Here is a 24722-nt window from a genome sequence, read left to right on the forward strand (position 1 = left end):
CCGTTTGGTGAAAACAAAGAGATGACACATGATTGAACAGATAAAAGCGAATTTTACCGAGAGCATACAAACCAAAATAGCGGCATCGGAAATATTGCCAGAGCATATTGAGAAAGCGGCGTACATGATCGTTGAAGCCTTAATTAGAGGGAATAAAGTATTGAGCTGTGGTAATGGCGGGTCTGCAGGTGATGCGCAACATTTTGCTTCCAACATGCTCAATCGCTACGAGCGCGACCGACCGAGCCTACCGGCCATTGCGTTAAGTACAGATACTTCGACAATTACATCTATCGCCAACGATTACAGCTACGACGAGATTTTTGCTAAGCAAGTTCGCGCGCTTGGTCAGCCTGGCGATATCCTTCTAGCTATCTCAACTAGCGGTAATTCGCGTAACGTTATTGCGGCAATGGAAGCTGCCCTTTCCCGTGATATGACAATTGTTGCGCTTACCGGTAAAGACGGCGGTGAAATGGCGGGCTTTTTAAGCGAACACGATGTGGAAATTCGCGTTCCTTCTAACCGTACCGCGCGTATACAAGAAGTGCACTTGTTGGTCATTCACAACTTATGTGAATGTATTGATGACAGTTTGTTCCCTGCCGATCACGGCGATGAGTAAATAAGTAGACTATGAGGAAACATGTGAAAAATTTAGGACTACTGGGTTCTTTATTAGCCCTGATTCTTACATTACAAGGGTGCGTTGTGGCCGTAGGTGCTGCCGGAGCCATGGCTGCAAAAGTCGCTAATGACAGACGTACTGTGGGTACGCAGCTTGACGATCAAAACGCCGATGCAGCGGTATCCTATCAATGGTCTAAAAGCGACGCACTGAAAGAGCAAGCCAACCTTCAAGTGGACTTATATAACGGCGTAGCGCTGTTAACTGGGCAAGCGCCAAGTCAAAGTCTCATCGATGAAGCCGTTAGGCGCGCTCAGGAAGTAAGTTATATTAAGAAGATACACAATCAAATTCGCATAGGCGACCCCATCGGCGCGGGAACACAAGCTAACGATATTTGGCTAGCATCAAAGGTGCGCACCAAAATTGTGGCAGATGAGCGCGTTCCTGCTCTTCAAATTAAAGTGGTTGTGCAAGATTCAGAAGTCTTTTTAATGGGCAGATTAACTAACCTTGAAGCCACTGCCGCTGTAGATATTGCTCGCAATATCACGGGTGTCGCGCGAGTCGTCAGAGCCTTTGAAATTGTTCAATAGAGAGTTAGCCACTGCCCTTCTGGTTGCAGGGGCACTCTTTATGGAAATTTTAGATGCCACGGTTATTACCACTGCGCTTCCCGTTATTGCTGCTGACTTTAATGTACCGGCAGCCCACCTTTCTATTGGCGTGTCGGCCTATTTAGTGGCCGTTACGCTCTTCATTCCTTTAAGCGGCTACGCTGCTGACAAATTTGGTGCTCGCACAATATTTATAGCGGCGATTGCCATTTTTACTTTGGCGTCGGTGCTGTGTGGCTTAAGCACAACCTTATTCGAATTTACCCTATCTCGAATTCTGCAGGGCTTAGGCGGCGCCATGATGGTCCCCGTGGGCAGGTTAGTGGTTCTGCGGGATTTGCCCAAAGAAAAACTAGTAAAAACCGTAGCCATTATCACATGGCCCGCCTTGAGTGCACCGCTATTAGGCCCCGTGTTAGGCGGCTATATAGCGACTCACTTTAGCTGGCAGTGGATTTTTTATATGAATATTCCACTGGGTATCATTGCCATCATCGCGTCTCTCTATCTGCTTAGAAATACCAAAGGCGATGTGGGTAAATTCGACGTTAAAGGTTTTCTACTTACCGGCGTCGGCTTCGCGCTGTTTATGGCAGGCATTGAATTTCTTGCCAGCACCAGCGATAAACTTCTTCAATCGCTAGGCATCATCGCCATTGGCCTAGTGCTCATGGTATTTGCAATACGGCATGTCAAAAAAGCCAAAAAACCACTATTTTCATTTGATGCCATGCAGCACAAAACGTTCAGGCTTTCTGTTTACGGTGGTTCTGTTGTGCGTGTAGCACTTGGCAGCGCCCCGTTTCTTGTGCCGCTAATGCTACAGCTAGGGCTAGGCTACTCGCCTGTAGAGGCTGGCTCTTTGTTGCTATGGCTTTTTGCTGGAAACCTAGCAATAAAGCCAGCGACAACGTGGATCATGAATACCTTCGGATTCAAACGCGTACTTGTAGTAAACGGCGTACTGATTGCTCTTGGCTTTGTCGCATTTGCTTTTGTTAACCAAAATACTTCTTCCTTCGCTATTGCCACAATACTGTTTGTAAATGGCATGACTCGCTCAATGCACTTAACGCTGTTAAACACCATAGCCTTCGCCGATGTCCCTCCAAACAAAATGCGAGATGCGAACACGCTAGGCGCTATTTTAATGCAGATGAATCGAGGCTTAGGGATCACGCTCTCAGCCCTTGCTATCGCTGTTGCGGCGCTTATATTGAAACAGAGCCCTGATACACCTAACTTGCAGACATTCTCTATTGCCATGATGTTTATGGGAGCGATAGCCCTTGTCAGTATTTATGACAGCCTATTATTGTCAAAAGAAGACGGTGTGTCTGTGTTAAATAAACGCAAAGCAAAGAAAAAGCAGCAAACGCAATAATCTTTAAAGTACTTGCAGTAACTTAAACTAAGCAATTATTTATTCTCGCCATTCGACCTTTTTCAATTAGCCTGTTCTGCGCATTTGGTGACAAATGTCACATACTATTGATGATTTTTGTGACTAACCCAAAGCACAACACTCACGCATACTTGCCCTATCGAAATAACCAAGAAAGGTAAGAAAGAAATGGAACAGGTATCGTCATCTCGCACAGCTGTTAGCTTAAAAAGAACTCAGCCAACGCTTGAACAGCAACGCGAAAGCTTCAAACAGAACAGGTTCATCGCAATGCCGCTGGCCGGTACTATTGTTTGGGCAATATTAGGCGCGAGCGCTCCCTTTGTATCAGAATTAACAATCACGTGGATGCTGTATATCGGTACTGGCGCTATTTTTTACTTAGGTGCTGGTCTTTCATACCTCACTGGCGAGCGATTTTTTGCTAAAAAGGCCACATCAAATAGCTTCGATCGCCTTTTTTTCGTTGGCATGCTAATGAGCCTTTTGGTGTTTGCCATCGCACTTCCGGTTGCGGCGATAGACCATACAACGGTTTCTCTTAGCATAGGAATTTTAGCTGGACTGATGTGGATGCCATTATCTTGGGCTATTGAACACTGGGTAGGTTATTTCCACACTATCGCAAGAACCTTTGGCATTGTTGGCGCTTGGTATCTGTTCCCGGATGCTCGTGTCGAAGCCATATCTGCGGTCATAGTTTCAGTTTATATCGTCTCTTTAATTGCACTCGAACGTCGCTTTCAAACCTGCAGTGAGAAGAAAAGAGCAAATGCTCAGATATCAATTTAAGCACGATTTACCGCAATAGAATACGCTCTACAACAAAACAACCAAAAGGAATTCATCATGACTTACTTATTATTAGCCATTGCTATCGTTACGGAAGTTACCGCTACCCTGCTACTTAAAATGTCTAATGGCTGGGAAAAGTGGGCGTTCGGCTACGGCGCTATCTTTTTCTACACCGTCTCAGGGATGCTCTTTGCGATGGTACTAAAGAATATGGGAATTGGCGTTGCCTATGCGATTTGGTCAGGTATGGGTATCGCGCTAATCACCGCTGCATCAGTGGTATTTTGGAAACAAACTTTCGACATTTATGCCGTGCTAGGTATTATGTTAATTATCTCGGGCACCTTGCTTATCACTAGCAAGTCAGCCGTTGTATTTCAGTAAGGACGAAATACTCGCAATGCGCAGCCAAAACCACATAATAAATAACACCAGCGCAGTGCCTACCGCTCATGTAGGTGAAGGCACTGCGAAAATGGGTGAATCTATAAGCCATGTAGACAAGAACGAAATGGCGCCGGTCATGCCGCTTTTGGGAAATGGACGCAAAAAACGCTGGTCGCACGGCAGTTTGTTTTTTTCGCTGTTTTTCTTTGTCCCACTAATTATTTCACGCCCACTACCTGTTGAAACATGGATATTTCAATCAGCAGGATATATTTGCTTCGTTACTCTTTACATTAAAGCTATAAAACAACCCGCTAAAACACTGCCGAGCTATTTGCTTCTGATGTTTTTATTATCAGTGGCTTGCAGCTTCCAAAATCCAGGAGCTGCAACAATTGTAGGTTTTATTGCTTTCATCGTCGGGTACTATAACTCGCTGAGAACGGGCATACTTACCATCAGCACCATGATGGTACTACTTACATCGTTAAACTTTTCCGTATTTGACGGTGCTGGTTTCCTCCTTCTTGCCTCCTTGTTGAACAGCATCGTTCTATTTGGCTTTGGCGTTATGGAGCGAAAAGAAACGCTTCACGGCTTAAAAGAAAGTCAGCAGGCGGAAGCCCTTCGGGTTCTATCAGCGATAGCCGAGCGTGAGCGTATAGGTCGAGATTTACATGATGTAGCAGGACACGCTCTCAGCTCCATTTCCTTGAAGGCACAGTTGGCCGATAAACTGATAAGTAAAGACAAAATTGAAGAGGCTCATCGTGAAGTGAGAGCATTAGCCCAGCTTTCGCAGTCTTTGTTAAGCGATATTCGCCAAGCAGTATCAGATATTAAGCAGCTTTCGCTTTGCGATGAAATAGCCAAAGATAAGGCGCTTTTAGAAGAAAATGGCTTTACCGTCATTACCAATATTGAAGACAAAGTAGACGCACGTTTAAGTGCAAAACAAGAAAGTCAGCTCTCTCTTATTATCAAGGAACTGACGACAAATACACTGCGCTACTCAACAGGAAATACGGTGTCACTCAATGTTGAAGTTAACGAGCAGACAGTGAAAGTGACTTATAAAGACCATGGCATTATTGAGAGCAATGGGTCGATAAAAGAAGGGAACGGCCTAATGGGAATTAGAGAGCGCGCCGCATCTATCCATGCCAATGTGGACATTTCCTTTGCTCCCCACCCTATTGTGATTCTCCAACTCAATGTTGATCAAATTTCGTCGAGGAAGGCTGCGCTATGAATTCAAAAGTCACTACTATTTTGATTGTTGAAGATCAGTCTTTGGTTCGCGATGCCATAGCCATGCTTTTGTCATTAGAAGACGACCTAACTGTTGTCGATAAGTACAGCAATGGACAAGAAGCGATTAATTACTTAAATGAACACCCTGCGCCCGATATCATTTTAAGCGATATAGAAATGCCGCTGGTATCTGGACTAGATTTAGCGGCTCATATCGCCAATGGAAGCCTCAGTACCAAGATGGTCCTTATGACCACGTTTTCAAAACCAGGTTATATCAAGCGGGCGTTAAGTTTAGGGGTTAAAGGGTTTATTTTAAAAGAATCGGATAGCGACTATCTAATAAAGGCAATTCACGATGTATCTGCCGGAAAAAAGGTAATTTCCACCGAGCTTGCGATCATGGCATTAGATGACAACAACCCGCTGTCAAAAAAAGAAATGTCGGCTCTTAAGCTGGCATCAGAAGGGCTGAAAACTCAAGATATAGCCCGGTCGCTGTTTTTATCTGAAGGAACCGTAAGAAACTACTTGTCAGAAGCGATATCTAAGCTAGACGCCACAAACCGAGTAGACGCTGCCCGCATAGCGAAACAAAAAGGCTGGCTCTAATCGATGGCCAAAAATGCTAGTTTAAAACCAAGGTGTCGTGATAGTTTTAGATGTAGAGACTTTTAGCTTTTCAGATAGTCCTGTAAGCACCCGTTCAGGCCCATATACAATACCTTGGTGGTTAGCTGTCCAAATGCAGGTGAGAATACTGGTTCCTTTGCGTAATTCGCATTGCCAATTTGACGTATTTTCTGCCAGCCTTTCATAGTCATCCTCAATCTCCCAACCACTGTCAACATGGTCGATAATAAGTTGTTCAAATTGAGCGAATGGAATAGGCTGAATAATTACCCATTCCTTTTTCTTGAATTTGTTCTCTAATCTCGATTTCTTAAAACTGGTAAACAACCCCACGCTTCAACTCCGTATGATTGATAGGTCTCACGACTATAAGCGCTTTTAGTATTTCGACACCGTTCCCATAATTTGCCCTGACGGTGTGGGGCACGAACACGAAGTTCCTACCATTTCACCATTTGACGTAGGGCATACGCCGTATTCGCCATCACCACTATAGCGACATTGATTACCAAACTCTGGTTTAGCAGTCGCGACTCTTTCACCCCTAGTGGTGTTATCCTCTTCATCGTCAGGTAAATACACAGTGTAAGTGCAGCCAAATACAAGCATAGATACTGCAAGTAAAGTAATGCCGTAGAGCGCTCTTTTTTTCATAGATAATCGTCGGACATTGCTAGAACAGTTTTAAAATTATGCCAATAATGAAGATAAAACAAGAAAAAATAAGCAAAAAAAAGCCAGTCGGAAGACTGGCTTTTTAATCATAACTCGTTGTAGCTATTAGAATTCAGTGGTGAATCTAACACCGAACTCGCTCGCGTCATTGCTTAGAATTTGCAGGATATAGTCACCTGTATTCAAGCGCGCGTTGTCGTAACGCTCATCGAAAATGTTGCGACCGTAAAGTGCGACTGTGTACGCTTCATTCGCTGGCGTATACGCAATATCAAAGTTAACTAACGCTCGGCTATCAAGCTCTGTCATACGCTCTGGTGCAGATGTTGGCTCACCGTACATTTCTGAACGGTAAGAGTAATCAGCACGCACGCGAATTGAATCGCCACCATCGAGTTCGAAGGTGTACTGAGGACCAATTGCTAGCGTAAGGTCTGGAGTCAGTGGTGCTACCGGGTTAAATCCATCTTGCTCTTCCACATCAACATCCATGTAACCAATGCTGGTCATCATGCTGAAGTTGCCATAGCTAAACGTTGCATCTGCTTCAATACCACGAGAAGTTTGTTCAACAACAAGGTTTGCTGTGTCGAAACCGCCTTCACTTACGCGACTTACTTGGTAAGGCAGATCTTCAAACTCAGTGTTAAAGACAGCAACACTGATATCGAAGTAATCGTTAACGCGACCTTTAATACCTACTTCATAGTTAGTAGCGGTAATGTTGTCAGATGCCGTAAAGCAGTTATTTGCGCGAACGGCTGCTTGTGCGCCTTCGATATCATCGAAGCCACCCGCACCGAAAAACTGGCCGATTAGACAGTAAGGACGCGCTGGGAACTGACCAGACTGGTAGCCCGACTGAATAGTCGCATATCCTGTCATGCCATTATCAAAAGTATAGTTAGTAGCAAACTCCCAGGTTACTTCATCCCATTCGTTTGAGTCGAAGATAGTTCCAAGTGCTGAGAATACGTTCGCAGAGGCTTCTTTCTCGTCTTCGGTGTAACGAATACCACCTGACACACTTAGCTCATCAGTTAAGTCATGACGCACGTTCACGTATACCGCTTTCGACGTGGTTTCTTGGTCTAGCTCAAGTAAGTTTGGGCCGCCGTCGAAGTTAGAATCATCGCCCTGGCGGTTGCTCCCTTCTTCATTGAAGTAGTAAAGGCCCGTTACGAAGTCAGTATATTCGTTAATATAACCATTAAGCTGAAGTTCGATTGACGTTTGGTCTGCTTCGCCACGCTCCGGGAACTGGTCTAGTGAGAATACTGTACCGTCATCATCAAGGCCTGCTTTATATTTAGATGTACGCTGGCTAGCAACAACCTTCGCCGTATAGTCGTCATTGATATCCCACTCAGTCGTTAGTGAAAGGCCGCGCGCTTCATTAGACACGCCAGTGACTGCTTCAGTACCTGTTGCGTTATCATAAATGTCTGCACCTTCAGGCGTTACGTCAGTATTACGCAACTCAACACCTAAGCCGTTACCACCACCAAAGTAGCGCGCAGAACCCACTTCATCAATAAGCACAGTGTAAGGACGTAAACCACCGTCACCGTTGTTAGCATCTGCGGTTAGCACCATGCGGAAATCGTTTGAAGGCTCCCACTTAAGTGATACACGACCAGAAATATCTTCAGTCTCACCTACATCGTATTCAGCATTTGGTACGTTAATGAACTCACCAAGGCCGTCGCGTTTGTTGAACGCTAGGTTCATGTTAAACGCAACAGTTTCAGATAGACCATGGTTAACAAAAATATCGGCTTTAACACGGCCGCGCGTGCCGAACTCGGTGTTTACTTTAGTTACATCACCTTGATCTGGCTCTTTAGTAATGATGTTAATTGCACCACCAATTGAGTTACGACCATAAAGGGTACCTTGAGGACCACGAAGTACCTCAATACGCTCAATATTGTTTAAGCTCCAGTTTTGACCTACTTGACGGCCTAGGTAAACGCCATCAACGTAAACACTAACACCAGGGTCGGTAGTGATAAGGTGATCTTGAAGACCGATACCACGAATGAAAGGGTTTACAGAAGACGTGTGGCCCGCAGAGAAACCCGTAACGTTAAGGTTTGGAACGAACTTACCAACGTCGGTTAGGTCTGTAATACCTTGGGCAGCTAGCTTGTCACCATCAAAAGCACTGATAGCGATAGGAACTTCATAAATAACTTGAGGGCGTTTTGTTGCGGTAACGGTAATGGCTTCAAACTGTTGTTCTTCTGTTGCTTCGGCTTCTTGAGCAACCGCAATGTTTGAAAGAGCTGGAACGGTCATCGCTACTGCTAGTGCGACAGGTGAAAGCTTACTGGCGAGTGTCTTAGACACGTCAGTATTGGTTTTCATGGTGTAACCCCTTTGCGTGAGTGTTAGGTGTAATAATATTTTTAGGCCGCTTCAAGTTCTTCTTTGGAACTTTGAAAGACTAAACTCACTAATTTGAGAGGCGCACATAACCTTGTGCTTATACTGGATTACAGGCAATAAAAAAGTAAGTCGCAATAAAACATTACAAACTTACTTTCAATGAAACTCTGCTTTAAAAGTAGAACTTACTTTCCCAGCCCTCTAAAATTCAGTAGAAGAATTTAGGCTTGAAGACTGGAACGATATGTTACCGTTAGATTACGATCTTGCAAAGTAAAATATTACACTTTTACTAAAATAAGACTTCAAAATTAGACTAATTGGTTAGGTTAAGCATCAAACACAAAGTATGTATAAATTTCAAAAAAACAAATAGATATCATAAAGATAATTTACTCTATCTCTTCACAACACCTAAGCGAATAAAGTAAAGAAGACCTAGACCAGATGGACAAACTTTAAACAAATTACCACTAACTTGAATCATTCTTTAGCTCAGAACCTCTGTATGTAACTTTCGTTACCAAATTCCCTCCTCCGTCCGGGCAGTAGCTATCAATATGGTTGCGCAAGGTTCGCCTAATAGACGTAAGCTGACACATGGCTCTGTTTGCGTATGCCATTAAACCATTGCACAACTGTCAACACAGGCCGCTAAACAAGACTATCAGACTAATATCTTACTCTCGTTGTCGACAATCCAAACCTTTTAAGGTTGAAAAAACGCCAAAATGGGCATATATTGTCGACATTAGTCATTTAAAGATTCTATACAGTGTTAGTAAAAAGCGAACAAGCCATCACCAATGCCGACCGTACCTTCTTTCAATTAAGGAAGGATATCGTTGAGGGCATCATTCCAGCAGGCAGTAAGCTGAGTGAAATGGAATTGTCGACAAAGTACGAAGTCAGCCGTGCAGTTATTCGCGAGGCAATTAATCGCTTAGCCACCTGCCATCTTGTCGAACGCAAAGCGAATGTAGGTGCGCGGGTGGTGGAGCTTTCGCCTGCAGGGCTTATCCAACTATATCAAGTGCGCGAAGCGCTAGAAGGTATGGCTGCGCGCTTAGCCGCTCGTTATATGAGTGATGATGAAATTGCCGACATGCAGGCGCTGCTAGACAGCCACTTCGACAAAGTTAAAGATAGCCACAGCTATTATCAAGAAGCCGGCGATGTAGACTTTCACTACCGAATTGTAACTGGCAGCAAAAACGATCACCTTATTAGCGTGCTTATTGATGGGCTCTACCATTTAGTTCGTATGTACCGCGTACAGCTTGGTATGGCAGGACCTCGGGTAAGCACGGCGTTTGATGAGCACAGACACATTGTTAACGCCATTGCCAATCGTGACGAAGAGTTAGCAGAAATGCTCATGCGTCGCCACATTCTTTATTCAAAAAATAATATCGAGAAGAAGCTCAACAATGACTAATACACATAAGGCTTCTCCTTACCTATTACACCTCTACCCTACTTTCAATTAAGCGAGTGACTATCATGAGTGCAGGAAAGAAATTCAGAACCGCGTTAGAGAATAACAAACCTCTTCAAATCGTAGGCACTATTAATGCCTACACGGCCATGATGGCGAAGACCATTGGTCATCAAGCTATTTACCTTTCAGGTGGCGGCGTAGCTAACGCCTCGTATGGCTTGCCAGATTTAGGCATGACCTCGCTCAATGACGTGATTGCTGATGTTCAGCGTATTACCAGTGCGTGTGACCTACCGCTTATGGTGGATATCGACACAGGCTGGGGCGGTGCATTTAACATTGCCAAAACCATTCGCGATATGGAAAAAGCCGGCGCGGCCGCGGTACATATGGAAGACCAAGTCGCACAAAAGCGCTGTGGTCACCGCCCTAATAAAGAAATTGTGAGTACAGCGGAAATGGTAGATCGCATTAAAGCTGCCGTTGATGCCAGAACCGACCCTGACTTTTTCATTATGGCGCGCACCGACGCATTCGCGCAAGAAGGCTTAGAAAAAGCCATTGAACGCGCAAAAGCCTACGTTGAAGCGGGCGCAGACGGTATTTTTGCAGAAGCAGTGCAGACCGAAGAACACTATCGCGCATTTGCAGAAGCACTAGACGTTCCTATTCTTGCCAATATCACTGAGTTCGGCAAAACCGAACTATGGAACAAAGAAGAACTTGGTGAATGGGGTGCTGATATGGTGCTTTACCCGCTAAGTGCGTTCCGCGCCATGAATAAAGCAGCAGAAATGGTGTACAAATCTATACTTGAAAATGGCGATCAAAAGGCTGTCGTCGACACCATGCAAACACGCATGGAGCTATACGATTACCTTGGCTACCACGAATACGAGCAAAAGCTAGATGCGCTATTTGCCGACGGCAAAAACTAAGTAAATAAACGATTGCAGCTTGAAGTTGGCGAGCACGAGGATGCAGGGGTGAAGTACAGTTCCCTGCCCCTCTTAAGGCATGGATGCCGAAGCGGAGCCCCCATGGATGGGTTTACGGCGTGGCAGGGAACTGTGCTTTGCTCCTGCAGCCAATGTGCCCGCAACTTCAAGCGCCAAATGTCGAAGATATCACACTAAAAAGTACCTTACATATTATACAAGACCGGAGACAACAAGATGGCTAAACAGTTAAGTGGCGCGGGTTTACGCGGCCAAGTTGCAGGTAAAACAGCTTTATCAACGGTAGGTAAATCAGGTTCAGGTTTAACCTATCGCGGCTACGACGTGAAAGATTTAGCAGAAAAGTGTCAGTTTGAAGAAGTCGCTTATCTTATCCTAAAGGGTCACTTGCCAAATCAAGCTGAGCTTGATGACTATAAAACCAAACTTCGCGGTATGCGCGGCCTTCCTGACGCACTGAAAGACGTGCTTGAACGCATTCCTAAAAACGCCCACCCTATGGACGTGCTTCGCACTGGCTGTTCAATGCTAGGTAACCTTGAAATGGAAACTAGCTTTGATGAGCAGCAAGATGTGACGGATCGCATGTTAGCGTGCTTCCCAAGTATTATTTGTTACTGGTATCGCTTCTCACACGATGGTGTGCGCATTGATGTGGAAACCGATGACGACTCCATTGGCGGTCACTTCCTTCACATGCTTCACGGCGAAAAGCCACGTGAGCTTCACGAACAAGTGATGCATGTGTCTCTCATTCTTTATGCCGAGCACGAGTTCAATGCGTCTACATTCACAGCGCGCGTATGTGCCTCTACCCTTTCTGATATGCATTCATGTGTAACCGGCGCGATTGGCTCTCTTCGCGGGCCACTTCACGGCGGTGCAAACGAAGCCGCAATGGAAATGATAGAAGGCTTCACGTCAGCCGATGACGCAGAAGAAAAAATGATGGGCATGCTAGAGCGCAAAGAGAAAATCATGGGCTTTGGTCACGCGATTTATTCAGACTCTGACCCACGTAACGAAATTATTAAGCAATGGTCTAAAAAGCTAGCGACCGATGTAGGCGATGAGGTGCTTTACCCTGTATCTGTGCGCTGTGAAGAAGTCATGTGGCGCGAGAAGAAGCTTTTCTGTAATGCAGACTTTTTCCACGCCTCTGCCTATAACTTCATGGGAATCCCTACGCCGCTGTTTACCCCAATATTCGTTATGTCTCGCCTTACAGGCTGGGCTGCACATGTAATGGAACAGCGCGCTGATAACCGTATTATTCGTCCATCGGCAGAATACACAGGCGAAGAATTACGCCCTGTTCCTGCAATCAGCGAACGCTAAGAGAATAGGTGGTTTATGAATATTGATTACCGTAAACCGCTTCCAAATGCGGGTATCGATTTTTTCGATACCCGTGAAGCGGTTGATGCCATAGAGCCAGGTGCATACGCCAAGCTGCCTTACACGTCACGTGTATTGGCTGAAAACTTGGTACGTAAATGCGACCCTGCCATGCTAAACGATTCACTCAAACAGCTGATATACCGCAAGCGCGACCTCGATTTTCCGTGGTTCCCAGCACGTGTGGTATGTCACGACATTTTGGGTCAAACCGCACTGGTTGATTTAGCGGGCCTTCGCGATGCCATTGCGGCGAAAGGCGGCGACCCGGCGAAAGTAAACCCGGTTGTGCCTACTCAGCTAATAGTGGACCACTCCCTCGCCGTAGAGCACGCAGGCTTCGAAAAAGACGCGTTTGAAAAGAACCGTGCTATTGAAGACAGACGAAACGATGACCGTTTTCACTTCATCAACTGGACAAAAACCGCGTTTAAAAACGTAGATGTTATTCCGCCGGGTAACGGCATTATGCATCAGATTAACTTGGAGCGTATGTCGCCAGTTATTCAAAACCGTGACGGCGTAGCCTTCCCTGACACACTAGTAGGTACCGACAGCCACACGCCGCACGTTGATGCACTTGGTGTAATTGCGGTAGGCGTGGGCGGCCTTGAAGCAGAAAGCGTTATGCTAGGTCGTGCGTCTTACATGCGTTTGCCTGATATTGTAGGGGTCGAACTTACCGGTAAGCCTCAGCCAGGTATTACGGCTACCGACATTGTATTAGCGCTTACTGAATTCTTGCGTAAAGAGCGTGTAGTATCTGCGTATCTTGAATTCTATGGTGAAGGTGCATCCCACTTAACCCTTGGCGACCGTGCCACCATTTCGAACATGACACCAGAATACGGCGCAACAGCGGCCATGTTCTATATTGATCAGCAAACTATTGATTACTTGCGATTAACGGGTCGTGAAGAAAAGCAAATTGCGCTTGTAGAGCAGTACGCTAAACACACAGGTTTATGGGCAGATGACTTAGAAACTGCCGAGTACGAACGCGTGCTTACGTTTGATTTGTCTGCAGTAGGCAGAAACATGGCCGGGCCGTCTAACCCACATGCACGCTTACCTACCAGCGACTTAGAAAGCCGCGGTATCGCAGCAAAATGGGAAGAGGAAGACGGTAAAATGCCAGATGGCGCGGTGATTATCGCGGCTATCACCAGCTGTACTAATACCTCTAACCCGCGCAATGTTATTGCAGCAGGCTTACTTGCCAGAAACGCAAACGCGCGCGGTTTAACCCGCAAGCCATGGGTGAAAAGCTCTCTGGCGCCAGGTTCTAAAGCTGTTAAGTTATACCTTGAAGAAGCCAACTTAATGAGCGAGTTGGAAGACTTAGGCTTCGGGGTTGTGGCATTTGCATGTACCACCTGTAACGGTATGAGTGGCGCGCTAGACCCTAAAATTCAGCAAGAAATTATCGACCGCGATTTATACGCCACGGCGGTACTTTCGGGCAACCGTAACTTCGATGGGCGTATTCATCCCTATGCGAAGCAAGCCTTCTTGGCATCACCACCCTTGGTCGTTGCATACGCCATAGCCGGTACCATTCGCTTTGATATCGAAAAGGACGTGTTAGGCACCGATAAAGATGGCAACCCAGTAACGCTTAAAGATATCTGGCCAAGCGATGAAGAGATTGACGCTATTGTTGCTAAATCTGTCAAGCCTGAGCATTTCAGAAAAGTGTACGAGCCAATGTTCGACTTGAGTGTGGATTACGGTAAAGACATTAACCCGCTCTACGACTGGCGTGAAATGAGCACCTACATTCGCCGCCCACCTTACTGGGAAGGCGCAATGGATGCCGAGCGTACCATGAAAGGTATGCGACCGCTGGCCATTTTGGGTGACAACATCACCACCGATCACCTATCACCTTCGAACGCCATTATGGCAAGCAGTGCCGCCGGGGAATACTTAGCGAAAATGGGGTTACCTGAGGAAGACTTCAACTCCTACGCCACCCACCGAGGCGATCACTTAACGGCGCAGCGCGCTACCCTTGCGAACCCCAAAGTGTTCAACGAAATGGTGCTGGAAAACGGCGAAGTTAAGCAAGGATCGCTTGCCCGCGTAGAGCCAGAAGGCAAAGTCGTGCGCATGTGGGAAGCCATTGAAACCTATATGAACCGCAAACAGCCGCTCATCATTGTAGCGGGCGCGGACTACGGTCAGGGTTCATCGCGAGACTGGGCAGCGAAAGGCGTGCGTCTTGCGGGCGTTGAAGTCATTGTAGCTGAAGGTTTTGAGCGTATTCACCGTACTAACCTTATTGGTATGGGCGTTTTACCGCTAGAGTTTAAGCCTGGCACAACCCGAAAAACCCTTGAGCTAGACGGTACAGAAACCTACGACGTAAGCGGAGAACCTTCGCCGGGCGCAACACTGACGCTGGTAGTAAACCGTAAAAACGGCGAGCAACTAGAAGTGCCCGTAACCTGTCGTTTAGATACAGGTGAGGAAGTCTCAATTTACAGCGCAGGCGGCGTATTACAACGCTTCGCAAAGGACTTCTTAGAAGCAGAAGCTAGCTGATTCGGCTGGGAAGAACTGAGCCGGTTGCAGGACACGCCGTGAATACATCCATGTAGGCTCCCAATTCGCATCCATGCGAATTGAGGGTCCCACCCCCAACTCAGTTTTCCCTAAACAAGCTAACTTCTTTTGGCAGGATTTGTTACTTTTNGGCAGGAGGTNGNTTGNGATTTGAAACCTTCCAGCCGCATGGATGCGGCTGGGGAGCGCACACGGACGTGTTCACAGCGTGTTTCAAATCGCAACCAACTTCCGCTCACCACAACAAGGAAAAAACATGACAAAGTATGCGCCACAACTTCGAGTACCGGCTACCTACATGCGTGGCGGTACTAGCAAGGGTGTGTTTTTTAATTTATCCGACTTACCAGAGGCAGCACAAAAACCGGGACCAGCCCGTGATGCGCTGCTTCTTCGGGTGATAGGTAGCCCAGACCCGTACGGTAAACAAACCGACGGTATGGGCGGTGCTACCTCTAGCACCAGTAAAACCGTGATTTTAAGTAAAAGCGAGCGTGAAGGTTACGATGTAGACTACTTGTTTGGCCAAGTTGCCATCGACAAGCCTTTCGTAGATTGGAGCGGTAACTGCGGTAACCTAACCGCGGCCGTTGGCGCTTTTGCCATTAGCAATGGATTGGTTGATGCCAGCAAAATTCCACAAAACGGTGTTGCTACGGTAAATATTTGGCAGGCCAATATCAACAAAGCGATTATTGCTAACGTGCCAATTACTGATGGTGAAGTACAGGAAACTGGCGATTTTGAGCTTGATGGTGTGACCTTTCCTGCTGCAGAAGTCGAGGTCGCATTTGTGGACCCTGCCGATGGCGAGGGCGCGATATTCCCAACTGGACGTTTAGTCGACACCTTGGAAGTGCCGGGCGTTGGTAGCTTGCAGGCCACCATGATCAACGCAGGTATCCCTACTATTTTTATCAACGCTGAAGATATCGGTTACACAGGAACCGAACTTCAAGATGATATAAATAGTGATGCCGAAGCACTTGGGAAATTTGAAGCTATTCGTGCACATGGCGCTGTGCAAATGGGTTTGATAAAAGATATTGGCGAAGCTGCAACGCGCCAACATACTCCTAAAGTGGCTTTTGTAGCAACGCCTAAAGGCTACAAAGCGTCTAGCGGCAAAGACATATTGGGCTCTGATATTGATGTACTCGTTCGCGCCCTGTCTATGGGTAAACTGCACCATGCGATGATGGGCACGGCAGCCGTTGCTATAGCTGCAGCAGCCGCTATTCCCGGCACGCTGGTTAATCTAGCGGCAGGTGGGGAGAACAGAGAGTCGGTTACCTTTGGCCATCCCTCTGGTACTTTACGGGTTGGCGCGAAAGCGACTTTTGATAATAACCAATGGCATATTCAACAAGCTGTCATGAGCCGAAGTGCACGAGTTTTAATGGAAGGCTTTGTTCGCGTCCCCGTTGAGCAAAGTTAATACAACCTAGTGATTCCACTTTACCAATTGATTTAGACATAAGTATGAAACGCCCTCTGTAAGAGGGCTTTTTTTTCTTTTATTGGTTATTATCAAAGCTAAGATATTAAGAGTAGATCTCATGTATAAAGTTCTTGTAGTAGAAGACAGCTCGACTGTCCGAAAGATAGTTAATAAACTTATTGAGGATAATCCTCACTTTACGTGTGATCTGTGTGAAGATCTGGCTGAGGCGAAAAGTGCTCTTGAAAGTGACAATGAATATTTAGCGGCTATTGTTGATTTAAACCTTCCCGATGCGCCTAACGGCGAAAGCGTTGAGTTAGCCCTTTCTTATAACTTACCAACGATTGTATTGACTGGTAATTTCGATGAGTTCACCCGCGCACAATTGCTCGATCAAGGGGTATTAGACTACATAACCAAAGAGTCTCGCTATTCATACCTTCAAGTTTCTAAACTTGTGGATCGCTTAAGAAAGAACTTAACCACAAAAGTACTCGTGGTAGAAGATTCAAAAACCAGCCGTAACCACATTTGCTCGTTACTCCGTAAATTTCAATTTCAGGTGCACGAAGCCAACGATGGTTTAGAAGCGCTGGAAGTGCTAGATAACCATCGAGATATTAAAATGGTCATTGCTGACCACCGTATGCCTAATATGGATGGCTATGAGCTTGTTAGGACAATTCGTCACGAAAAACGCTTACAGGATTTGGTTTTCATCGGTCTGTCCGCTTCCGGTGACAGCGTTTTAACTTCTAAGTTTATCAAGAGCGGCGCGAACGATTTTCTTTCTAAGCCTTTTTATCACGAAGAATTCTACTGCCGAATCATGCAGAACCTTGAGTCTCAGGAAATGATTCAAACTATTCGCAATTCGGCTAATTTAGATCCGCTAACCAAGGTCTACAATCGTCGCTTTCTTTATGAAAAAGCAGACGAGCTCTTCTCCCGCAAGGCCACGAGAAGCAATGTGATTGTTTCAATGATTGATGCTGATAATTTTAAAGGCGTTAATGATACCTACGGACACAAAACCGGTGACGTGCTTTTACAAGAGTTCTCGGCCTTGATGAAGGACTATTTCCCAGACGATCTTATTGTGCGTTACGGCGGAGAGGAGTTTACGGTGGTGTCAGTGAGACCGCCCAAAGTTTACCTTTCTGCGCTCTCTGCATTTATGGATGCAGTTCGCACAACACAATTCACCAATCACAAATTCAACATTACCTGTAGTATTGGCGTTTGCGCTGAAGAACACCCGAGCTTAGAGTCACAATTAGAGGTGGCTGATGCCCGTTTATACAATGCGAAACGTGCAGGCCGAGATCAAATAATGCTCAGGGATACTGCTTCTAAATCCGCTCAGTTAGTCTAACCCTATTACAAAAACCAATCTCTAATTGGTAAGGTAGCTGCCCCAACGGCTACCGGGCATTCGGTTACGCCGGCACACACTATTTCAGGCATGGGGCGCTTCGCGCCTCGTCTAAATTGTGCATAAACATCTATTCTAGGAATAACTTTTTCAGCCAGTTTAGTGGGAATATGCCCACCAATGATAATAGCTTGGCTGTCCAGTAATGCTGAACTTGCGGTAGCAACCAAATCAAATGAGTCCTGAACTTTATAAATCCATTCATCAACCCCGGGCCAATTTGGATCGAAGACTTCATTTAATCGGTACATCGACGGTACTTCTACGCCATGTTTTAAGAGTATGCGCTCTAAAAGCTGGAGATTAGGATGACTGTAGAGTTTGGCAGGTAACATATCGCCGAGTTCTCCAGCGTTTCCATGAGTTCCGCGGATCATATCGCCATTGTTAATAAGGCCACCACCAAAGGCACTCGATACAAAGAAGTACACAAAGTTTTTGTACTTCCTGCCCACTCCAGCTATTCCCTCACCCGCTGCTGCGCCTGTACCGTCGTTTACCACCCAAGAGGGTAAATTAAACGCCTCGGCAACGGTATCGGCAATATTAATATCTGCCCACTCTTCTATGGCATGGTGCGTATTCATTCTACCATCTGTGGAACTGAAGAAGCCTGATATACCCACGCCAATACCCAGTATACGAGCACTATCAATATTAAACTTAGTGGACATCGACTCTACCTCTGAAGCCGCTTTAGATAGGACCGATGCAATGCCCATGTCATCTAATTCCACATGCTTTGTCGCAACGACTTCGCCTTTAAGATTCATTAACGCTATCGATATTGCGTCTAACAGCACCGATAGCCCATAGCAATAAGCAAAGTCTGGGTTAGGCTCTAAACCTGATGAAGGCTTGCCTGAGTCGCTTACACTATGAATAAGGCCGTCTTCCACTAGACTGTTTACCAATCGTGAAACGGTTTGCTGAGGAATTTTAGTACGGCTTGATATTTCCCGTTGGGTAATGCCGTGTGTCCAAAACACCTCTTTCACAATGGCTTTCTGGTTATCTTGAAGCAACTTATCCCCCTTTCCTAGGGTAAAGGCGCTGCGCAATAACTGATTATTTCTCGCCGATGTAAGCATAGATTTTACTTTCAACATGTTCGAATTAAGCTAGCGCTATTATACGTAAGTGATAGGCAGATCTCACCAACATAGCGCACTTAAGCAATACAAATCACTCTAAAATCATTTACGTTAGTGCGTGTAGGGCCAATTTTGATATGGCTGCCCAACGCATCAAAAAAGCCAAAACTATCGTGTTCCGCTAATAGTGCGTTTATATCTAGTCCATTTTGCGTCGCTCGGGTAAGGGTATGCTCGTCTATGAAACCACCGGCAACGTCTTTACTTCCATCTACACCATCAGTGTCGGCAGCTAGTGCACAGATACCTGCTTCACCTTTAAGCGCGTTTGCTAGCGCCATAAGGTACTCTTGGTTTGGTCCGCCTTCACCTTGGGAATCGCCCAATGTCACGGTAAGTTCACCACCGGAGAGTAATAAAATAGGCTTACCCGCTTTTTTATGTTCAAGGGCGATCTCTGCATGACGTTTTGCTACCTTCTGCGCCTCGCCCTTTTCAGTGTAACTAATAATATGGGTGTCCCAACCATTAGCATTGGCTTTTTTGACCGCAGCATCAATCGCGCTTTGTGCATTAGCCACTAGTGTATAATCGCCAGTAACCCTAGGGAGTTCAGGAGCGCGAGCTAAATATCCTCGAATGTTCGATGAAGTATCGAACCCGTATTTGTCTAAAATGGCAAGGGCATCGTGTGGCGTTGATGTATCTTGTACGGTAAGACCCGAAGCGATAAATGCCGGGTCATCACCGACGACATCTGAAATAACCAAGCTGGTGTTATGGCCTTTAGATGCGGCAGCTAACCTTCCGCCTTTTATCACTGACACATGCTTTCGCACCGTATTCATTTCTTCAATGCTAGCGCCACTTCGCAGTAAAAATTTGTGCAGTGCCAATTTATCGTCAAGGGAAATAGTACTTGGCGGCGCGCAAGCTAATGAGGAGCCACCACCAGAGATAAGAAAAATCACTTTGTCGGTAGGTGCTACACGAGAAGCCATGGCAAGGAGTGCTTTGGCGCCTTCAACACTGTTTTCATCGGGTACTGGGTGCGCAGCAAGACGCACTTCGATATTCCCTGTAGGCGCTGTATTTTCATAGCCGTAACGGGTAACAACTAAGCCGTAGGCGTTGTCGCCGAAATAGTTATATGCCTCTACCGCCATATCGGCAGCCGCTTTACCTGCACCTAAAATGCACACGCGCTCGCCCTTTGAAAAAGTCGAAAAATAATCAGGCAAGCAATGCTTTGGTTTACTTACCCGAACCGCTTCTTCATACAGTGAAAAGAGAAATGTTTTATTCATGAAAAAACCTTTTATAAAAGCCCTCTAAAAGGGCTTTATGAAAACAGCGATGGCATTAGTAAGCATACTGCCAGCATGATAATAAAAAAGCCTACTAGGATAACAACGTCTTTCGTAGTAAGAATTGAGTGGAATTTAAGTTGTTTAACGTTTTCTGCTAGCGTTGCTGACGGCCAAACATAGCGCGCGACCAAGGCGACGGCGCACGTTACAACAAAACCAATAACGTTCCACCAAAACCAAAAGATATCAGGTACAGAGAGCCAAATTACAATATTCGTACTTACGCCGGCAATCAGCCCTAAATTTACGTGTTTTCCAACCAGCGCCTTGCTCGCCACCGCTAATAAGAACAAGGCCAGAATAGGACCGTAAAAAACAGAGCCTACTTTGTTGATAGCCTCAATAATAGTAGGAGCAATATTGCCCGCATACAACGACAGAACAAGGGTAACGCCACCCCAAATAAGCCCGGTGATTTTTGCCACTTTTAAATAGCTTTGATGCTCAAGCTGTTTATTTGTAATACGGCAGTAATCCTCAACGGTAACCGCTGATAATGAGTTGATAGCGGAACTAAGAGAAGACATCGCAGCAGATAAAATAGCCACAATTAAAAGGCCAATTAAGCCATGAGGGAGATAGTTAAGAATAAACGTAGGCATCAACCAATCCGGATTATCAGCGGGGATTTTATTGAAAAACTCGGTATTGGTTAGCGCTAGAGTACCTACTATAAGCCCAGAGAAACAGTACAATAAGGTAATTGGAAAACGGATGATGCCGTTAGCCACAATCATTTTTCGCAAGTCGTTTTCATTTCTTGCCGATAACGCGCGCTGTGCTTGAGTTTGGTCACAACCATAATAGGACGCGTACAATATGATACCGCCAAATAGCATTGGCAAGAAGCCAAAACCATCGCCGCTGAACCCCAAAGAAGAAAAATCGATGGCGGTTAAACGCTCTTTAGGCGCTTGTTCAACTAGTACGTCCACACCGCCTAACGCGTGTAAGCCTATGGCAATGCACGCGATAGTACCAAGTACAATGATAATCATTTGGATAGCATCAGCATAAACCACTGCCTTCATACCACCTTGAAGAGAATAAAGCACTGTTATGATGCCGGTAAGTACGACCGCCTGCCAAGCTTCAATCCCCATTGTTCCTTGTAAAATAATGGAGACTGCATAAATCATAATGCCAGTAGCAAACGCGCGGCTAAATTGAAAAACGATACTAATAAGAACACGGGTTAAACGGCCGAAACGCTGCTCTAAGAAATCATAAATACTCACGACACCTGATTTGTACAATGAAGGAAGAATGGTGCCGAGCAGCAGGATCATGGCAATGGGAATTCCCAGCTCATAAGACAACCAAATCATACCGCCACCATCGCGAAGGCCAACGAAAGCAGGGGCAGATATAAAGCTAATTGCAGAGAGCTGAGTGGCCATTACAGATAACGTCAACGGCTTCCAGCCCAATGTTCTACCACCTAAAAAATAATCACCTTTATTTTCTTGCTGACGCAGGGCAAAGCCCATGTAAAGCAAGATAGCTAGGTAACCAATCACTACAATATAATCTAGAAAATTCATAAGTTGTTCTTATTATGTACGTGGCGAAATAAAAAACTGATAGCCCCTAATTGAGACTATCAGCGAGGGGGAGTGTCAACGTCGACTAAAAATCATAACGCAAGCGAAGCGATACGCGGCGCGGCAATATAGGGCGACCTACAAAATAAGATTCACCCGCTGTTTGACTGTTTCCTAGTCGAGGAGACCCTTCAGTAATACCATCTGAATCGAACAGATTCCATACGGCAATACTGGCACGTAAGCGTTCGCCTTGTCCAAACTCCCAGGTATAGCCTGTGTCTAAGCGAAATACATGAAAGTCATCCAATTCAACCGAATTAGCATCGTTGGTGTAATTTTTACCGTGATAGTTGTGATAGAAAGAAATATCCCAATCGTCTAGGGTGTAGCGTAAAGAAGAATTAAACATAATCTTTGGCTTTCTTCTCAATTCATTACCGATAACAGAAGGATCTGAATCGTATTCGGTGAATTCGTGGTCGGTGTAAGTAAAGTTTGCATCAAAGATAAGGTCATCAGTAATGTTGTAGCTACCCACCAACTCCACGCCATAGGCCTCGGTAGATTGAAAAACAGGAACTTCAACAGCAACCCCATTTTCGTCGTTCACAAAGTCTACCGAACGTCTGTCTTCAAGATCGGTTTTGAACAAAGCCATGGTTCCAATGAAGTCATTAAAGAAGAACTTCGCGCCTATTTCAGCCTGCTTAACAATTTCACTTTCATAACTGCCCGGCTCACCATTAGGGTTAAACGCCACACCGCGCAACTCGGGGAAAAAGAACCCGCGAGAATAGTTGGCATAAACATTAAAGTTATCGGCCATTTTATAGAGGGCTGCAATTGAATAAGCTAATTCTGAGTTATCGACTTTACCGTGAGTAAGCACACCGTTCCCTGTGACATTCACCTGTAAGTCTTCGTACAGTATAGGGTCGTCATTAACTACCACAGTTTCGCTGCCCTCACGGGTAATGGTACCGTCGATTTCCTCCCAGCGAAGACCCACGTCAATGATCCAGTCGTCGTTTTGCATTTGGTCAGCTATATAGAATGCCGTTCTTCTTGCAGAAATAGTCGTATCAGAAAAACTAATACCCGGGCCTGTCACGCCGTTTTGGCTAACTATGACACTGTTATCATCGGCGTCAGTAATGGTTAGATCAACCAATCTGGCCTGATTATTAAATTCGCCGAGGTAGCGGGTTATTACATTATTATCTTCTGCTTCGGCGCTTGAAAAGAAGGTGCCCACGGTAATGCTATGAGAGAAATCCCCCACATCCAGGTATTTGACGACATTAAGCTCTGAAGAAAAATCGGTTGCCGGCCGGTCTCTGTCTAGTATTCGGTTAGCAAATAGTAAATCGCCTTCAGGTAATACTACGTCCGTTCCCGCATAGGTAAATTCAGCGGCGCCAAGGTCGTCGAGCCCTCTGTTCGCTAAATATTCGCTTTGTGTTTCTGGCACATTGATAATACCGTCACCGTCTAGAAACAAGTTAAATTGGTGGTCGTAACTGGCGTACTTTGCTCGTGCTAAAACACTGTAGTCATTACCTAAATCCTTTGAGAACTCCATGGAAATAGAGCCTCCACGAGTGGCTACCCCCTCTTCAATAGGCGTGCGATAACGCCCATCTGCGGTGTCATAAGACAAGCCAGATGCATAAAATGTTTGGGTAGATTCAACTTCTCTGCCATCGTTGCCGGCAACACGCTCTCGGCTTTGTGAATCAAGAGGCAATGGAAGGAAAAATTGTACCTCATCATCAATAGCTTGGCCGTATATAGTAAAGTAGCCACTGCCATCGTCGAATTCTTTGTGAATGTTGCCTCGCAGTTGATAACCTTCCGTAGGCAACCCTGTATCAATTGGGCCTTCATCGTAACGATAAAAACCGGACATGGCATAGTACATGCCTTTTTCATTCAGTGGGCCGCTGGTGGCAAAATCTATACGCTTGCGGTTGTTATCAGAAAGCTCTAATTGCACCGTACTTTCCGATAGTTCCGTGCCTTTCTTCGATAGGTAGTTGATAACGCCCGCCACCGAACCTTGCCCGAATAAGTTAGATACACCGCCGCGAACAAACTCAACCCGCTCAATACCTAGATCGTTTCGGTAATACACATCGTAAGCCGACGAGTTAAGACCAAACGCACTCAAAGTGGGTGAACCGTCGTACAAAAGTGGGGTGAACTGAAACTGCCCTGAAGATGGTAACCCACGGACTTGGAGATTTGTGGCCACTTCACCACCGCCACCTTCTACTTTAATACCAGGAACATAACGAAGCACGTCTGCTTGGCTACTCATGGATAATTTTGCTACCTCCTGCGCCCCCATAGACGTAGTCGATTGTGGCGTTTCAGCCACCAATCGCGCTCGGCTCGTACCCGTAACTACGATTTTTTCATAGTCTTTCTTTGTTTCTGCCGCGTCTTGTGTATCAGCTTGAGCGTTGTCCTGAGCCAAAGCGTTTCCGGCTAAAAGCGACGAAATAGTCGTCGCAAGAAGTAGTTTTTTCACTGTGTATCTCCAACCGTTTGTCATTTTATTAGGTGTTCTATTACGGATTCCCACTATGCCGTACGCAACACCACCATTTAACTTCCCATTTACAATAAAACACAATTTTATCACTTTCAACCCAAAATGAGTTTTATTTGTAAATTTT

At 45.7% G+C, this 24722-nt stretch carries 20 protein-coding genes; 13 read left to right on the plus strand and 7 right to left on the minus strand.

Annotated features, from left to right (window positions below; translation table 11 throughout):
• Positions 1-28 precede the first annotated feature (28 nt).
• The 7 genes from MADE_RS15355 (at position 29) to MADE_RS15385 (ending at position 5698) form a co-directional block, all read left to right on the plus strand.
• On the plus strand, positions 29-625 hold the full coding sequence (locus tag MADE_RS15355; protein ID WP_012519552.1) for a phosphoheptose isomerase: 597 nt from the start codon (positions 29-31) through the stop codon (positions 623-625).
• Between the two features lie 23 nt (positions 626-648).
• Entirely contained in the window at positions 649-1224 is a 576-nt protein-coding gene (locus tag MADE_RS15360) for a BON domain-containing protein (RefSeq protein ID WP_020744167.1), read from the plus strand.
• A gap of 40 nt (positions 1225-1264) precedes the next feature.
• Positions 1265-2629, plus strand: coding sequence for an MFS transporter (locus tag MADE_RS15365; RefSeq protein ID WP_012519554.1), 1365 nt, complete (start codon positions 1265-1267; stop codon positions 2627-2629).
• Positions 2630-2818: 189 nt separating this feature from the next.
• Positions 2819-3442, plus strand: coding sequence for a DUF7010 family protein (locus MADE_RS15370; RefSeq protein ID WP_012519555.1), 624 nt, complete (start codon positions 2819-2821; stop codon positions 3440-3442).
• Between the two features lie 57 nt (positions 3443-3499).
• Positions 3500-3829 (plus strand): DMT family transporter, encoded by a 330-nt coding sequence (locus MADE_RS15375; protein WP_012519556.1) that lies wholly within the window; start codon positions 3500-3502, stop codon positions 3827-3829.
• A gap of 16 nt (positions 3830-3845) precedes the next feature.
• The gene (locus tag MADE_RS15380; protein ID WP_012519557.1) at positions 3846-5084 is read left to right on the plus strand and encodes a sensor histidine kinase; all 1239 of its coding nucleotides are present in this window, start codon (positions 3846-3848) and stop codon (positions 5082-5084) included.
• The gene (locus MADE_RS15385; protein WP_012519558.1) at positions 5081-5698 is read left to right on the plus strand and encodes a response regulator transcription factor; all 618 of its coding nucleotides are present in this window, start codon (positions 5081-5083) and stop codon (positions 5696-5698) included. The genes MADE_RS15380 and MADE_RS15385 overlap by 4 nt, the downstream gene beginning before the upstream one ends.
• Before the next feature lie 21 nt (positions 5699-5719).
• On the opposite strand, the gene MADE_RS15390 is transcribed toward MADE_RS15385, so the two are convergent.
• From MADE_RS15390 to MADE_RS15400, 3 genes are all read right to left on the minus strand, one after another.
• Entirely contained in the window at positions 5720-6052 is a 333-nt protein-coding gene (locus MADE_RS15390; RefSeq protein WP_012519559.1) for a hypothetical protein, read from the minus strand.
• A gap of 45 nt (positions 6053-6097) precedes the next feature.
• On the minus strand, positions 6098-6373 hold the full coding sequence (locus MADE_RS15395) for a hypothetical protein (protein WP_012519560.1): 276 nt from the start codon (positions 6371-6373) through the stop codon (positions 6098-6100).
• A gap of 126 nt (positions 6374-6499) precedes the next feature.
• Positions 6500-8764: a TonB-dependent receptor gene (locus tag MADE_RS15400; protein WP_012519561.1), complete on the minus strand. Its 2265-nt coding sequence runs from the start codon at positions 8762-8764 to the stop codon at positions 6500-6502.
• Positions 8765-9560: 796 nt separating this feature from the next.
• On the opposite strand from MADE_RS15400, the gene MADE_RS15405 reads away from it, so the two are divergent.
• The 6 genes from MADE_RS15405 to MADE_RS15430 all read left to right on the plus strand — a co-directional run bounded on the left by MADE_RS15405 (position 9561) and on the right by MADE_RS15430 (position 17970).
• Positions 9561-10223: a GntR family transcriptional regulator gene (locus tag MADE_RS15405; RefSeq protein ID WP_012519562.1), complete on the plus strand. Its 663-nt coding sequence runs from the start codon at positions 9561-9563 to the stop codon at positions 10221-10223.
• A gap of 65 nt (positions 10224-10288) precedes the next feature.
• Entirely contained in the window at positions 10289-11164 is an 876-nt protein-coding gene (prpB, locus tag MADE_RS15410; protein WP_012519563.1) for a methylisocitrate lyase, read from the plus strand.
• 237 nt (positions 11165-11401) lie between these two features.
• Complete coding sequence (prpC, locus tag MADE_RS15415; RefSeq protein WP_012519565.1) at positions 11402-12523, plus strand: bifunctional 2-methylcitrate synthase/citrate synthase; 1122 nt, start codon at positions 11402-11404, stop codon at positions 12521-12523.
• Between the two features lie 15 nt (positions 12524-12538).
• Entirely contained in the window at positions 12539-15130 is a 2592-nt protein-coding gene (acnD, locus tag MADE_RS15420; protein WP_012519566.1) for a Fe/S-dependent 2-methylisocitrate dehydratase AcnD, read from the plus strand.
• Positions 15131-15407: 277 nt separating this feature from the next.
• Positions 15408-16589 (plus strand): 2-methylaconitate cis-trans isomerase PrpF, encoded by a 1182-nt coding sequence (gene prpF / locus MADE_RS15425; protein WP_012519567.1) that lies wholly within the window; start codon positions 15408-15410, stop codon positions 16587-16589.
• 121 nt (positions 16590-16710) lie between these two features.
• Complete coding sequence (locus MADE_RS15430; protein ID WP_012519568.1) at positions 16711-17970, plus strand: response regulator; 1260 nt, start codon at positions 16711-16713, stop codon at positions 17968-17970.
• Between the two features lie 5 nt (positions 17971-17975).
• On the opposite strand, the gene MADE_RS15435 is transcribed toward MADE_RS15430, so the two are convergent.
• The 4 genes from MADE_RS15435 to MADE_RS15450 form a co-directional block, all read right to left on the minus strand.
• Entirely contained in the window at positions 17976-19139 is a 1164-nt protein-coding gene (locus MADE_RS15435) for an ROK family transcriptional regulator (RefSeq protein ID WP_232363066.1), read from the minus strand.
• A 62-nt stretch (positions 19140-19201) separates the two neighbouring features.
• Positions 19202-20431, minus strand: coding sequence for a glycerate kinase type-2 family protein (locus MADE_RS15440; RefSeq protein WP_015067887.1), 1230 nt, complete (start codon positions 20429-20431; stop codon positions 19202-19204).
• A 35-nt stretch (positions 20432-20466) separates the two neighbouring features.
• Complete coding sequence (locus MADE_RS15445; protein WP_015067888.1) at positions 20467-22038, minus strand: sodium:solute symporter family protein; 1572 nt, start codon at positions 22036-22038, stop codon at positions 20467-20469.
• A gap of 85 nt (positions 22039-22123) precedes the next feature.
• Positions 22124-24574, minus strand: a complete 2451-nt coding sequence (locus MADE_RS15450; RefSeq protein WP_020744814.1) for a TonB-dependent receptor — start codon at positions 24572-24574, stop codon at positions 22124-22126.
• Between the last annotated feature and the right edge of the window lie 148 nt (positions 24575-24722).

The sequence above is a fragment of the Alteromonas mediterranea DE genome (assembly GCF_000020585.3).
In the GTDB taxonomy this organism is placed as follows: Bacteria; Pseudomonadota; Gammaproteobacteria; order Enterobacterales; family Alteromonadaceae; genus Alteromonas; species Alteromonas mediterranea.